The sequence below is a fragment of the Kitasatospora sp. NBC_01246 genome, assembly GCF_036226505.1.
GTDB lineage: Bacteria > Actinomycetota > Actinomycetes > Streptomycetales > Streptomycetaceae > Kitasatospora.
In genome coordinates this window covers 3,013,383-3,027,115 of record NZ_CP108484.1, presented here as the reverse complement: position 1 = coordinate 3,027,115, position 13,733 = coordinate 3,013,383, and the positions used below count along the sequence as shown (strand labels likewise).

At 74.6% G+C, this 13,733-nt stretch carries 8 protein-coding genes and 1 tRNA gene; 8 read left to right on the top strand and 1 reads right to left on the bottom strand.

The window, feature by feature from the left end:
* Positions 1 to 42 precede the first annotated feature (42 nt).
* On the bottom strand, positions 43 to 948 hold the full coding sequence (locus OG618_RS13230) for a helix-turn-helix transcriptional regulator (RefSeq protein WP_329487610.1): 906 nt from the start codon (positions 946 to 948) through the stop codon (positions 43 to 45).
* A 102-nt stretch (positions 949 to 1,050) separates the two neighbouring features.
* Between OG618_RS13230 and OG618_RS13225 the strand changes: the two genes are divergently transcribed.
* From OG618_RS13225 to OG618_RS13190, 8 genes are all read left to right on the top strand, one after another.
* A complete protein-coding gene (locus OG618_RS13225) occupies positions 1,051 to 2,493 on the top strand; it encodes an MFS transporter (protein ID WP_329487609.1) in 1,443 nt (480 codons plus the stop codon).
* Positions 2,494 to 2,594: 101 nt separating this feature from the next.
* A tRNA-Ala gene (locus tag OG618_RS13220) sits at positions 2,595 to 2,667 on the top strand.
* Between the two features lie 224 nt (positions 2,668 to 2,891).
* Positions 2,892 to 4,328, top strand: a complete 1,437-nt coding sequence (locus OG618_RS13215; RefSeq protein WP_329487608.1) for a hypothetical protein — start codon at positions 2,892 to 2,894, stop codon at positions 4,326 to 4,328.
* Between the two features lie 208 nt (positions 4,329 to 4,536).
* On the top strand, positions 4,537 to 7,434 hold the full coding sequence (gene leuS / locus OG618_RS13210) for a leucine--tRNA ligase (RefSeq protein ID WP_329487607.1): 2,898 nt from the start codon (positions 4,537 to 4,539) through the stop codon (positions 7,432 to 7,434).
* A gap of 298 nt (positions 7,435 to 7,732) precedes the next feature.
* Complete coding sequence (locus tag OG618_RS13205) at positions 7,733 to 8,506, top strand: hypothetical protein (RefSeq protein ID WP_329487606.1); 774 nt, start codon at positions 7,733 to 7,735, stop codon at positions 8,504 to 8,506.
* Positions 8,507 to 8,723: 217 nt separating this feature from the next.
* Entirely contained in the window at positions 8,724 to 9,569 is an 846-nt protein-coding gene (locus tag OG618_RS13200) for a DegV family protein (protein WP_329487605.1), read from the top strand.
* A gap of 294 nt (positions 9,570 to 9,863) precedes the next feature.
* The gene (locus tag OG618_RS13195; RefSeq protein ID WP_329487604.1) at positions 9,864 to 10,871 is read left to right on the top strand and encodes a ComEA family DNA-binding protein; all 1,008 of its coding nucleotides are present in this window, start codon (positions 9,864 to 9,866) and stop codon (positions 10,869 to 10,871) included.
* A gap of 187 nt (positions 10,872 to 11,058) precedes the next feature.
* Positions 11,059 to 13,686 carry a ComEC/Rec2 family competence protein gene (locus OG618_RS13190; protein ID WP_329487603.1) on the top strand — a complete coding sequence of 876 codons (2,628 nt, stop codon included), beginning with the start codon at positions 11,059 to 11,061 and terminating at the stop codon, positions 13,684 to 13,686.
* Positions 13,687 to 13,733 lie beyond the last annotated feature (47 nt).

Below are 13,733 nucleotides of genomic sequence, written 5' to 3'. Positions count from 1 at the left end.
TTCCCCGGGCCCCGGACGCAGGCGCGCCGGGCCCCCGGCCGTTCAGGAGTGGCAGCTGTTCAGCCAGCCGCCGGGCGGCAGCGCGGCGAGCTCCTCGATCCGCTCACGGTCGCCGGCGCCTTCCGGGAGGTAGACCACCACATAGGTCTCGGGCACCCCGGGCAGCGTCAGGTACGAGGCGTTCAGCCGCAGCACCCCGACCTGCGGGTGCCGGAACACCCGCAGCGACGTCTCCGGCGGCGCCACCTCCTGCCGGGCCCAGAGGTCCCGGAACAGCTCGCTCTTCGCCGACAGCCCCTGCATGTGCTGCTCCCAGACCGGCTCGCCGACGTGCTTGCCGTACGCGGCCCGCAGCACCGCCACCATCCGCGGCAGCGCCTCCGCGCGGTTCAGGAACGGGTTGCAGCACGGCGGCATGAGCAGCGTGCACCAGATGCTGTTGAACCGCCCGCTGGGCGTGACGTTCCGGTTCGTCCCGAACAGCGACTCGTACGACCGGTTGTACATCAGCACGTCGAACCGGGTGTTCGAGACCGCGGCCGGCAGCGGCGCGAGGGCGTCCAGGATGGCCTGGGTGGACGGGTCGAGGACGGGGGGCTCGGGCCGGCTGCTCGGGCTCGCGGACACCCCCGCGAGCCGGAACAGGTGCTCCCGCTCGGTGTCGTCCAGCCGCAGCGTCCGGGCCACCGCCGCCAGCACCTGCTCGCTGGCGTTGATCGGCCGCCCCTGCTCCAGCCAGGTGTACCAGGTGACGCCGACCCCGGAGAGCTGCGCCACCTCCTCCCGGCGCAGCCCCGGCGTGCGGCGGCGAAGCCCCGGCGGCAGGCCGACCTCCTCGGGGGTGACCCGGGCGCGGCAGGCCTTGAGGTAGCCGGCCAGCTCGGTGCGGCGGCGGTCCTGCCGGCGCGGTCCGACGGTGGTGGCGGTGCGGTCGTCCAGGACGGTCATACCCGCCATCGTGCCGCAGACCGGGCGGCCGAGACAGGTGCTGCCAGTACCAGGATCGGCAGGCTCTAACCACCAGTACCGGGCGCGCCGCAGGCTGGGCCCATGACGGACCTTCAGATCCGGCCCGGTGCGGCCGGCGCCACCACCACCGGCGGCCCGGCCACCAGGCCCGGGCTGCTCCTCACCCTCCTGCTCTGCGGCCAGTTCATGGCCATCCTGGACGTCTCCATCGTCAACGTCGCGGTGCCGACCATCCGCACCGACCTGCACGCCTCGGGCGCGGCCCTCCAACTCGTGATCGCCGGCTACACCATCGCCTACGCGGTGCTGCTCATCACCGGGGCCCGGCTGGGCGCCCGCTACGGCTACGGCCGGCTGTTCCAGCTGGGCCTGGCCGCCTTCACCCTCGCCTCGCTGGCCTGCGGGCTGGCACCGGCCACCGGCTGGCTGATCGCCTTCCGGCTGCTCCAGGGCGCCGGTTCGGCGCTGATGGTGCCGCAGGTCATGAGCCTGCTGCAGCGCACCTTCACCGGCGCCGCCCGGACCAGGGCGCTCGGCCTCTACTCGGCCGTGCTGGCCGGCGGTCTGGCGGTCGGCCAGGTGCTCGGCGGAGTCCTGGTCAGCGCCGACCTGTTCGGGACGGGCTGGCGCCCGGTCTTCCTGGTCAACGTGCCGATCGGGCTGGCCCTGCTGTCGGCCGGCGCCCGGCTGCTGCCGGTCCTGCCGGGCGACCGCGGGCGCGGGTTCGACCTCCCCGGCCTGGTGGTGCTCGGCGCGGCCCTCGGGCTGCTGGTGGTGCCGCTGGTGCTCGGCCACGAACTGGGCTGGCCCGTCTGGGGCTGGGCGATGCTCGCCGCCAGCGCTCTCCTGTTCGCCCTGTTCGCGGTGGTCGAGCGGCGGATCGCCCGGCGCGGCGGACAGCCGCTGATCAGCGGCCGGGTGCTGCGGACGGCCACGCTGCGACCGGCAGCGGGCGCGATCTTCATGATCATGGCCGCCTTCGCGGGCTTCCTGTTCGCCTTCGCGCTGCACCAGCAGTCCGGCCTCGGGCACAGCGCGCTGCGGGCAGGCCTCTGCTCGGCGCCGATGGCGCTCGGCTTCGGGTTCTCCAGCCTGCACTGGCACCGGCTGCCCGCCCGGCTGCACGGCGTCCTGCCGCTGCTCGGCGCCGGGCTGCTCGTCCCCGGCTACCTGCTGCTCGGGCTGCTGCTCGGCGGCGGCGCGGAGATCGGCCCGGTGGCGCTGCTGCTGATGACCGGGCTGGGCCTCGTGGCCGGCTGCACGTACTCGCCGCTGTTCGCCCGGGCGCTGGGCGGCGTCGCCCCGGCCGACGCGGCGGACGCCAGCGGGGTGATGGTGACGGTCGTACAGCTCGGCCAGGTGGTCGGGGTCGCGGTGCTGGGCTCGGTCTTCCTCGGCGGGGTCTCGCTGCCGGCGGCGGCCCGGGACTCCGGACACGCCCTGCTGGTGACCACCGCCGCGATCGCGGGCCTGGTCGGCGTCGGCGCGGCCCTCGCCGCCCGCGCCCGCCCGACGGCCGGGTAGTACCTCCGGTAACGGATTCGTGGAGCACCCCTTCGACCGTGTAAAGTAGTCGATGTCGCCGAGGGAAACCGAAGGAAACCTCCGGTGACGCAGCAGGTCAAGGGGCTGTAGCTCAGTTGGTAGAGCGCTTGCATGGCATGCAAGAGGTCCGGGGTTCAATTCCCCGTAGCTCCACAGCAGTCGAGGGCCGCCTCCCGTTCCGGGAGGCGGCCCTCGGTGTTTTCCGGGGCGCGCTGGCCGCGTTTCCGGGGCGCCCCGGGGTGCGTTCCGCGGCGTCCGGGGTGCGTTCTCGCGGCCCGGGATCCCTCCGGAGGGTTCGGGGGCGCTCGCGGCCCCGGCGGTCCGGGGTTTTCCGAACGGCTCGGCAACCGGCCCCGCCGGACCGCTACCGTCGTCCCATGGCCGATCTGGAGCGCAGGCGCAACGAGGAGCTGGCCCGGATACTGCACCAGCTCGGCTGGAACCCGGAGCGCCTGGCCCGCGAGGTGAACCTCACCCTGCCGCCCGGTCTGGCGATCAGCTCCACCGCCCCGTACAAGTGGCGCGACCGGGGCATGGTCCCGCGAAGCCCGCACGACCAGACGGTCTGCGAGGTGCTCGGCCGCGCCCTCGGCATCGCCGTCACCTACGAGCAGCTCTGGGGCCGGATGGGCGGCAACCGGGGGGCCAAGATCCTCTCGCCGCGGCTGCTCACCGACCCCTGGACGGCCGACACCGCCCAGACCGCGTTGCGCGAGGCGGCCACCGACGCCGGCCCGGTCCGTCTCACCGACCTGTTCCGCGGCGCCGACCTCGACCAGGCCGCCGGCCGGCTGGCCACCGCGCCGCCCCCGGTCGGCGGCGGGGAGGGCGCGCTGCGGATCGACCCCGCGCTGGTCGGGGAGCTCCGGCTCTCCTACCGGAGCAAGCTGCGGCTGGAGCGGGCCTGCGGCGGGGGCCTGGTGCTCGGGCCGACCCGGGCCGAGCTGGCCATGGTCGCGAAGCTGCTGGAACTCGGCGGGTACGACGAGGAGTTGGGCCGCGTGCTGTACGGCACGGCCAGCCGGCTGGCCCGGCTGGCGGGCTGGGCCGCGTACGACCTGGGGCACGAGGCGGCCGCCCAGCGGGCGTTCGTGGCCGCGCTGCGCGCCGCCCACCTCAGCGGGGACCTGCGGCTCGGGGTGGGTGTGGTGGGCTGCCTGGTGGTGCTGGCCACCCAGGGCGGGGGAGGGCGCGGGCTGGACGCGGTCACCGTGCTCGCCGGGGTGCTGGAGACGGCGGGTGACGCGCTCGGGCCGGTCGACCGGGCCCTGCAGCTCGGCCGGATGGCCCGGGCGTACGGGCGGCGCGGCGAGCCGGAGGAGCTGGCGGCGGTGGCCGGGCGGGCGTTCGCGGAGCTGGACGCCGCGGCGGGCGCGGGTGCTTCTGCGGGTGCGGGCGCGGGTGCGGGTGCTTCTGCCAGTACCAGTGATGGTGCCGCTGCCGGTGCGTCTGCTTGTGCTTGTGCGGGGCAAGGTGCGGCTTCCGGCGCGGGTGCCGGGCCGGATGTGGCGCAGGCCCGGGCGGACCTCGCGGGGATGGTGGGGGAGGGCCACCTGTTCCTCGGCGACCACCGCGGCGCCCAGGCCCTGCTCACCGAGGCGGTGGCCGGGCTGGGCCCCGGCCGCGCGCGGGCCAGGGCCCTGCTGATGGTCCGGCTGGCGGACTCCCAGCGCCGCACCGGCTCCCTCCGGGAGGCCGCCGACACGGCCGAGCGGGCACGCGCCCTGGCCGCGGGCATGCAGTCCGAACGGGTGGCCCGCGCGCTGCGCGACTTCGACGCGGCCTCGCGGTCGATATCTCCGGAGGAGGCCTGAGCCCCTTGCGGTACCCTGAGCCCATGCGAACCGTGCGCCTGCTCCTTAGCCGGCCGCGCTGACCAGGACCGGCCGCGCCCCAGGGCGGGTGCCGGAGTCGGCGTGGCACCCCCTCCTGCGAGGGGCTTTTTTGTTTTCCGCCGCCTTTCGTGCCGCGCCCGGCCCTGTGCCCGGTTCGCCCACTGACATCGATGGAGCCTGAAGGACCATGAGCGAGACGACCCCTGCTTCCGGCGCGGCCGAGGCCGCGACCGAGCCGTTCCGGTACAGCGCCACCCTGGCAGCGGAGATCGAGTCCCGCTGGCAGGACATCTGGGAGAAGGAGGGCACGTTCAGCGCCCCCAACCCGGCCGGTGACCTGGCCGACCCGAGCGCCGGGGACGTCTCCGCGAAGCCGCACAGCTTCATCATGGACATGTTCCCGTACCCCTCCGGCGCGGGCCTGCACGTCGGCCACCCGCTGGGCTACATCGCCACCGACGTCTTCGCCCGCTACCAGCGGATGACCGGCCACAATGTGCTGCACACGCTGGGCTACGACGCGTTCGGCCTGCCCGCCGAGCAGTACGCGGTGCAGACCGGTACCCACCCGCGGGTCTCCACCGAGGCCAACATCGCCAACATGCGCCAGCAGCTGCGCCGGCTGGGCCTGGGCCACGACCCGCGCCGCTCGATCTCCACGATCGACCCGGAGTACTACCGCTGGACCCAGTGGATCTTCCTGCAGATCTTCAACTCCTGGTACGACGAGGAGGCCGGCCGGGCCCGCCCGATCGCCGAGCTGATCGCCGGCTTCGCGGACGGCTCGCGCGAGGTCCCCGGCGGCCGCGCGTGGTCGGAGCTGTCCGCCACCGAGCGCGACGAACTGCTGGGCGACTACCGGCTGGCGTACTCCAAGGAGGTGCCGGTCAACTGGTGCCCCGGGCTGGGCACCGTGCTGGCCAACGAGGAGGTCACCGCGGACGGCCGCTCCGAGCGCGGCAACTTCCCGGTGTTCAAGTCGAACCTGCGCCAGTGGATGATGCGGATCACCGCCTACTCGGACCGGCTGATCTCCGACCTGGACCTGCTGGACTGGCCCGAGGCCATCAAGCTGCAGCAGCGCAACTGGATCGGTCGCTCGGAAGGCGCCCGGGTCGACTTCGCGGCCCCCGGCGACCGGAAGATCACCGTCTTCACCACCCGCCCCGACACCCTGTTCGGCGCCACCTACATGGTGCTGGCCCCCGAGCACGACCTGGTCGACTCGATCGTGCCGGCCGCCTGGCCCGCCGGCACCCGTGACGAGTGGACCGGCGGCGCCGCCACCCCGGCCGAGGCCGTCGCCGCCTACCGCGCGAGTGCCGCCGCCAAGTCCGACGTGGAGCGCCAGGTCGAGGCCAAGGTCAAGACCGGTGTCTTCACCGGCGCCTACGCGGTCAACCCGGTCAGCGGCGAGCCCGTCCCGGTCTTCGTCGCCGACTACGTGCTGATGGGCTACGGCACCGGCGCGATCATGGCCGTCCCGGCCCACGACCACCGCGACTTCGCGTTCGCCCGCGCCTTCCAGCTGCCGATGCGCTGCGTCGTCAAGCCGACCGACGGCCGCGACGAGGACCCGCGCACCTGGGACGACGCCTTCAGCACGTACGACTCCGTCATCGTCAACTCGGCCCACGCCGAGGGCACCGAGAACGGCATCTCGCTGGACGGTCTGAGCGTCGCCGACGGCAAGGCCGCAGTGACCGCCTGGCTGGCCGAGCGCGGCATCGGCGAGGGCACCGTCAACTACCGCCTGCGCGACTGGCTGTTCAGCCGCCAGCGGTACTGGGGCGAGCCCTTCCCGATCGTCTACGACGAGGACGGCGTGATGCACGCGCTGCCCGAGTCGATGCTGCCGGTCGAGGTCCCCGAGGTGGACGACTACTCGCCGCACACCTACGACCCGTTCGACTCGACCTCCTCCCCGAAGACGCCGCTGTCGCGCAACGAGGACTGGGTCAACGTCGAGCTGGACCTGGGCGACGGGCCGAAGAAGTACCGCCGCGAGACCAACACCATGCCCAACTGGGCCGGTTCCTGCTGGTACGAGCTGCGCTACATCGACCCGTCGAACGGCGCGCGGGTCGTCGACCCGGCCAACGAGCAGTACTGGCTGGGCCCGACCGCCGAGAAGCCCGGCGGCGGCGCCGACCTGTACGTCGGCGGTGCCGAGCACGCCGTGCTGCACCTGCTGTACGCGCGGTTCTGGCACAAGGTCCTGCACGACCTGGGCCACGTCTCCTCGGTCGAGCCGTTCCACAAGCTGTTCAACCAGGGCATGATCACCGCCGACGTCTACCGCGACGAGCGCGGCTTCCCGGTGCCCGCCACCGAGGTCGAGGAGCGCGACGGCGGCTACTTCTGGCAGGGCGAGCCGGTCAAGCGCGAGGCCGGCAAGATGGGCAAGTCCCTGAAGAACGCCGTCGCCCCGGACGAGATCGCCGACGAGTACGGCGCCGACACGCTGCGCCTGTACGAGATGTCGATGGGCCCGCTGGACGTCTCCCGCCCGTGGGACACCCGCGCGGTGGTCGGCTCGTACCGCTTCCTGCAGCGGCTGTGGCGCAACATCGTCTCCGAGGCCACCGGCGAGCTGGTCGTCACCGACGAGGAGCCGGACGAGGCGACGCTGCGCGCGCTGCACAAGGCCATCGACGGCATCCGCGGCGACATGGCCGCGCTGCGCTTCAACACGGCCGTGGCCAAGGCGATCGAGCTGAACAACTTCCTGGTGAAGCGCGGCTCCACGCCGCGACCGGTCGCCGAGCGGCTGGTCCTGCTGGTCGCCCCGCTGGCCCCGCACATCGCGGAGGAGCTGTGGCGCCGACTGGGCCACGGCGACTCGCTGGCCCACACCGACTACCCCGTCGCCGACCCGGCGTACGTGGTGGACGAGGCGGTCACCTGCGTCGTGCAGATCAAGGGCAAGGTCAAGGCCCGGCTGGAGGTCGCGCCGTCGATCTCCGACGCCGAGCTGGAGGCGCTGGCGCTGGCCGACCCGGCCGTCGTCGCGGCGATCGGGAACGCGCCGGTACGCAAGGTGATCGCGCGGGCGCCGAAGCTGGTGAACATCGTCACCGGCTGACTGCCGGTGGTCGCCGTGGGTCGTTGACGGCCGGGGCGGGTGTCCTTCGGGGCGCCCGCCCTTCGGCGTTCCCGGGGCGGGGGTTCGCCGGGTGTGTGTGGAGGCAGGTGGGGGGCGGGATGCGTTGCCTGCGGCCGGGCCCGCCTCGGGGAGATCCCCCATCTGTCCCTGATCTCCGGAGCCCGGGCCCGTTCGACCTGCCCCCGGCACGGGTCGGGCGGCTACCGTGGAACCCACGGTGGGCCGGCCCGCGTTGGGCCCGGTGGGGGCCGGTTCGGCGGACGGAAGGTGGCTCGTGATGGACGCGCTCGGCGTGATGGTCGGTCTGGCCCTGCTCTTCGGCCTCGCGATGCTGGTGCTGGTGGTGGTCGGGACCGTCAAGGCGGCGAGGGCGGTCGCCACGAAGGTGGAGCGGCACGAGGCCAACGCCCGCCGCGCGGTCGAGAACGTGACCCTCAAGGCGAAGACCTACGCCAAGCCCGGCCCGCAGGGCCAGATCTCCGCCGTCCGGCTGGGGCTGCGGACCTCCCTGGACGGCACGCGCCAGGTCCTGGAGAGCGGTCTGGTGCAGGACGGCCAGCTCGGTGAGGCACTCGCCCTGCTCCGGCGGCTGGACACCCACGCGGCCGAGCTGGACGCTGAGCTGCGGATCCTGGAGCGCGAGCCGGACCCGGGCCGGATCGCGGCCAAGCTGCCCGAGCTGCGGGAGCGCGCCGAACGGATCACCCACTCCGCCGAGACCATGCGCTGGGCGGCCCAGGACCGGATGCACCGCTTCGCCGACGACGAGCTCCGGCGGCTCAGCCAGGAGTGCGAGAGCGAGGCGGGGGCGTTGCGGCACTGGGACCACTCGGGGGCGGGGTCGGATTCCGGGTCGGGTACGGGGGCGGGCTTCGGCTCGGGCGTCGGTTCCGGTGGGTCGGCTGGCGCTGGCGGGGCGGCGGCAGGTCGGGCCGGGCTGACGGACGGGAAGGGGCGCCCGAGCGCCGAGGAACTGCTGGGGCTGAACGACCCGCTGTCGCGGCTGGCGGACCGGCTGCGGAAGCCGTCGGCCGGGCCGACGGCGGGCTGACCGGACGTCCCGCTCCTCCGGCCCCGCCACATCCCGGAAGACTCGACCTCTCCCGGAGGGCTCGGGTGGGGTCGCCGTGCCCGGCGCACCGACCGGCTGTCCCTGGCGCCCGCCCGGTGCCGGCGGCGAGGCCGGGGCCGGACGGCGGGCGGGCGGGCCGGGGCAGGCCCGGTTCGGGCGCTGTCCTCCTGGCCGGACGCGGAGTAACCTCCGCCTCATGCCCGCCGACCTCGCACTTGTCACCGATTCCACGGCTTATCTGCCCCAGCAGGCCGTCGACCGTCACGAGATCGCGGTGGTGCCGCTGAGCGTCGCGGTCGGTGACACCGTCCTCGCCGAGGGCGTGGAGATCTCGCCCAAGGACGTCGCCGAGGCGCTGCGCGGCAAGCAGCGGGTGACGACCTCCCGGCCGAGCCCCGAGGCCTTCGCCGCCGCCTACCGGGCCGCCGCCGAGGCCGGCGCGAAGGGCATCGTCTCGGTGCACATCTCCGCCGAGTTGTCCGGGACCGCGGAGGCGGCCCGGCTGGCGGCCGCCGAGGCGCCCGTCCCGGTGCGTGTGGTGGACAGCCGGCTGGTCGGCATGGCCCTCGGATACGGCGTACTGGCGGCGGCCGAGGCGATCGAGGCGGGGCGGGAACTGGACGAGGTGGTCGCCGCTGTGACCGCGCGGACGGCGGTGACCAGCGGATTCTTCTACGTGGACACCCTGGAGCACCTGCGTCGGGGCGGCCGGATCGGGGCGGCCCGGGCGCTGCTCGGGTCGGCGCTGGCGGTGAAGCCGCTGCTGCACCTGGACGGCGGGCGGATCGAGCCGCTGGAGAAGGTCCGGACGGCGTCGCGGGCGATCGCGCGGCTGGAGGAGATCGCGGTCGAGCAGGCGGGGGAGCGGGTGGTCGACATCGCCGTCCACCACCTGGCGGCGGAGGAGCGGGCCGAGCCGCTCGCGGAGCGACTGCGGGGGCGGATCCCCGGGCTGTGTGACCTGTACGTGAGCGAGGTGGGCGCGGTGATCGGGGCGCATGTCGGACCGGGGCTGCTGGCAGTGGTGGTCTCGCCGCGCTGAGGCCCGTGAAGCCGGGGTGCGTGAAGCCGCGGTGGTGAACCCTGAGGGACGTGAAGCCGCAGTGCGTGAACCCTGAGGGGCGTGAAGCCGCGGTGCGTTGAAGCCGCGGTGCGTGAGGACGCCTCCGGACGGGGGCTGAGACGGGCCTCGTGAGGGCCTTTGCCAGGCGGGAAGTCAACTCCGACAACTGCTGATCACTCGTGCGAGCGACCTGAGTTGTCCACAACCCCGGGGTTTTCCACAGGGTTTCGCCGATTCTCCCATCGACGGCGGACGGCTCCTAGCGTGCTCCGCATGACGAGCATGAACATCGGCGCGGTGAAGCGCCAGCGGGTCGGGGAGACGGCGCGGCGTCGGCTGGCAGCGCTGCTGCCGGCGGCCGGGGGAGGCGCTGAAGGGGCCGCCGAGGAATCGGCCGCGAGGGTGGCCGGGGGAGCCGCCGGTGCGGCGGAGCCGTCGGCCACCGGGCCGCCCGGGGGCTCGCCCCTCGGGGGCGGGTTGGGCGGCGGGTCGGGTGACGTGCCGAGTGCGCCGGTCGATGGACCCGCTGGTGGCGCGGGGTTTGACGGTGTGCCGCCCTACGGTGTGCCGTCCGACGATGACGGGTCTGCCGACCCGGGTCGCGCGCCGTTTCGTTTCGGTCCTGCGGTGATGCTCGACCGGCGGGCCGTGTCGGGGCTGGTCGTCCTGCTGCTGCTCGCCGTGGGCTACGGCGTCCAGCACTTCTGGCTGGCGCGGCCCCAGCCGGTCGCCGTGCCGGCGGTGGCGGTGCCAGCGCCGGCGGTCGCGCCGGCCGAGCCGGGGGCATCGCCCCCGAGCACACCGGAGGCCTCCGCCGGCCCCGTCCCAGCAGCTCCGGGAGACGCCGAGGCGCGCACTGTCGTCGTGGTCGACATCGGGGGGCGGGTGCACGCACCCGGTGTCCACACACTGCCCGGCGGCTCCCGGGTGGCGGACGCGTTGCGCGTGGCCGGCGGACCGCTGCCCGAGACGGAGACCAAGGGCCTCAACCTGGCCCGGGTGCTGACGGACGGTGAGCAGATTCTCGTCGGCGAACCGGACGGCGCGGCGCAGGCCGTGGGCGGGCCGGCCACGGGCGCCGTGCCGAAACAGCCGGTCAGTCTGAACCACGCCACCCTCGAACAGCTCGACACGCTCCCGGGCGTCGGTCCGACGCTGGCGCAGCGCATCATCGCCTTCCGCGCGTCGCACGGATCGTTCCGCTCACTCGACCAGCTCCGGCAGGTCAGCGGCATCGGCGAACGCACCTATGCGGAGCTCAGACCGATGCTCACGCTCTGACCCGCCCGTACCCGCCAGGTGACGCTTCCGGTCGATGCTCCTGCTTCCGGCTCGCCCGACGCACGGAGCCGTGCGACCCGTCAGCCCATTGACCTGTCTTCCCGTCGACCTGTCTGCCCATCGACCCGTCGGTCACTCCCCGGAAGGAGGTGCCGTCATCGCCGCCACCGTCACCACAGACGCTGTCGTGCCGCACCGGCCTCCCGGCGATCTTCGCCTGCTCCTCCCCGCCGTCGCGGCCTGGGTGGTCACGGCGGGTGTTCTCGGGCTGGGCCCCGGGCACGGCCTCCTGCTGTCCTCGGCCGCCGGCACGGCCGTCCTGTTCGCCGTCCTCCTGCTCGCCCGCCCGGGAGTGCGGCGGCGTCGCGGCGCCGCCATGACGCTGGCCGCCCTGCTGCTCACCGGTGCGGCGGCCGCCGCCGCGACCCTGCTGCACACCGCCGACCTCCACCGGGGGCCGCTGCCCGGGCTGGCCCGGGCCGGAGCCGCCGCGCCGGAGGTGGGTGTCGAACTGACCATCACCGCCGACCCGAGAGCCCACACCTCCCGCACCAGGGGAACGGCTGCCGGGCAGACCGTCCTCACCGTGGACGCGGTGGTGGAGCGGGTCACCGTCCCGGCGGGCTTCGAGCCGGCGGCTCCGGCCCCGGGCGACGGCGCGGGCGGCCCGCCGCCGGTTGGCACCGGGGCGGTGACCAGGACGCGGACGCCGGTGACGGTGATGGCGCGAGGGCCGGAGATCGGCGCGTGGCAACGGCTGCTCCCGTCGGCCCGTGTCGCCGTGGAAGCGGACGTCCGCCCGGCGGGGGAGGGCTACGACGACGAGTCGGCCGCGCTGCTGATCGCCCACGGGCCGCCACGGGAGCTCGCGCCGCCCAGCCTGCCGCAACGGGTCGCCGGCCGGTTGCGGGCGGGGCTGCGGACGGCAAGTGACGATCTGTCGCCTGACGCGCGGGGGTTGCTCCCGGCCTTGGTGGTCGGTGACACCTCACGCCTGCCCGGGGACCTCCTGGACGCCTTCCGGGCCACCGACATGGCGCATCTGGTCGCGGTCAGCGGGGCCAACCTCGCGATCGTGCTGGGTGTCCTGCTCGGTGCCCCCAGTCGTGCCGGTACAGCCGAACGACGTGGCCTGGCCGCCGCGTTCGGTATCCCGCTGCGCACCACCGCGCTGCTCGGCACAGTCGTCACGCTGGCCTTCGTGACCGTCTGCCGACCGGAACCCAGCGTGTTGCGGGCCGCCGGTACGGGGCTGATCGGACTGCTCGCGCTCGCCACCGGCCGACCCCGGCAGGCGGTGCCCGCCCTGGCCGGTACGGCGTTGCTCCTGGTGCTCCTCGACCCCTACCTCGCCCGGTCGTTCGGCTTCCTGCTCTCCGTGCTCGCCACCACCGGTCTGCTGGTGGTCGGCCCGCACTGGGCGCAGCGCCTGCGGGCGCGGGGCTGGCCGCACCACCTGGCGGGCGCCGTCGCCGCGACGGCAGCGGCCCAGGCGCTCTGCGCGCCCGTGACGGTCGTGCTGTCCGGACACATCAGCCTGGTCGCGGTGCCGTGCAACCTGCTGGCCGAGCTGGCGGTGGCTCCGGCGACTCTGCTCGGCTTCGCGGTGCTCGTCCTGGACCCGCTCTCGCCGGCCCTGGCCCGGCTGCTCGCGGAGCCGGCCGGGCTCCCGGTGGGCTGGCTCGCGGCGGTGGCCCGGCATGGGGCGGAGCTGCCGGGCGCTCAGATCTCCTGGCCCGGCGGGCTGCTCGGCACGGTGACGCTGGCCCTGGCGACGGTGGCGGTGTGCTGGACGGTTCCTCTCCTGGCACCCGGACGCGCCGAAGCGGACGGTCTGCGCGTCAGGGGCGGCTGGGCCCGGCCGCTGGTGGCGGGCCTGCTCCTCCTGGTCCTGCTGGCCGTGCTGGTGCGGCCGCCCCTGCTCACCCGGCTCGCGACCGGCTGGCCGCCACCGGGCTGGCGGCTGGTCATGTGCGACGTGGGTCAGGGGGACATGGTGGTGCTGCCGGTCACCGCCGGCGGCGGGGCGCCGGGGAGCGCGGTGGTGGTGGACGCCGGGCCGGATCCGCGTGCGGCGGACCGCTGTCTGCGCGACCTCGGGATCACCCGGGTGCCGTTGCTGGTGGTGACGCACTTCCACGCGGACCACGTGGAGGGTGTGCCCGGGGTGTTGCGGGGGCGTTCGGTGGGCGCGATCGAGGGGACGGTCCTGGGTGAGCCGCCGGGCGAGGCCGCCCGGGTGTCGGGGTGGGCGGCTGCGGCCGGAGTGCCACTGGTGCGCGCGCGGACAGGCGAGCGCCGGTCGGCCGGACCGGGGCTGTCATGGGAGGTGGTGTGGCCCGATGCCGTGCTTCCGGCGGAGGCTGCCGGGGCCAACAACGCGAGTGTGGTGCTGCTGGTGACGGTGGCGGACGGTGTGCGGCTGGCTCTGCTGGGCGATCTCGAACCGCCCGCGCAGGCCGCGCTGTCGGCGCGGTGGGGCCGTGGTGTCCGGGTGGATGTGCTGAAGGTGGCCCACCACGGGTCGGCGCACCAGGACTGGGAGCTCGCGGCCGCGTTGAGGCCCAGACTGGCGTTGATCTCGTGTGGCGAGGGGAATCCGTACGGGCATCCGTCCGTGCGGACGGTGGAGCGGCTGCGTGCCCTCGGTGCCACGGTGTTGCGCACCGATACCGCTGGGGACATCGCGGTGACGGGCGACACCCCGGCTCGTCTGGGGGCGTCGGTGCACCCGCACGGCGGGCGGACCCGCCACGCCGCGGCCGCGTCGCGCGGTCGGCACACGGCCGGCGGGCCGCGCGGCCCGCCGGCGTGAGCCCTCTCGCTCAACCCGCCCTCTCCACAGGGAGGAGGTGGAGAGGG

Coding starts and splice junctions, on each gene's coding strand:
- OG618_RS13230 (WP_329487610.1), bottom strand. CDS start 948: ATGACCGTCCTGGACGACCGCACCGCCACCACCGTCGGACCGCGCCGG.
- OG618_RS13225 (WP_329487609.1), top strand. CDS start 1,051: ATGACGGACCTTCAGATCCGGCCCGGTGCGGCCGGCGCCACCACCACC.
- OG618_RS13215 (WP_329487608.1), top strand. CDS start 2,892: ATGGCCGATCTGGAGCGCAGGCGCAACGAGGAGCTGGCCCGGATACTG.
- leuS (WP_329487607.1), top strand. CDS start 4,537: ATGAGCGAGACGACCCCTGCTTCCGGCGCGGCCGAGGCCGCGACCGAG.
- OG618_RS13205 (WP_329487606.1), top strand. CDS start 7,733: ATGGACGCGCTCGGCGTGATGGTCGGTCTGGCCCTGCTCTTCGGCCTC.
- OG618_RS13200 (WP_329487605.1), top strand. CDS start 8,724: ATGCCCGCCGACCTCGCACTTGTCACCGATTCCACGGCTTATCTGCCC.
- OG618_RS13195 (WP_329487604.1), top strand. CDS start 9,864: ATGACGAGCATGAACATCGGCGCGGTGAAGCGCCAGCGGGTCGGGGAG.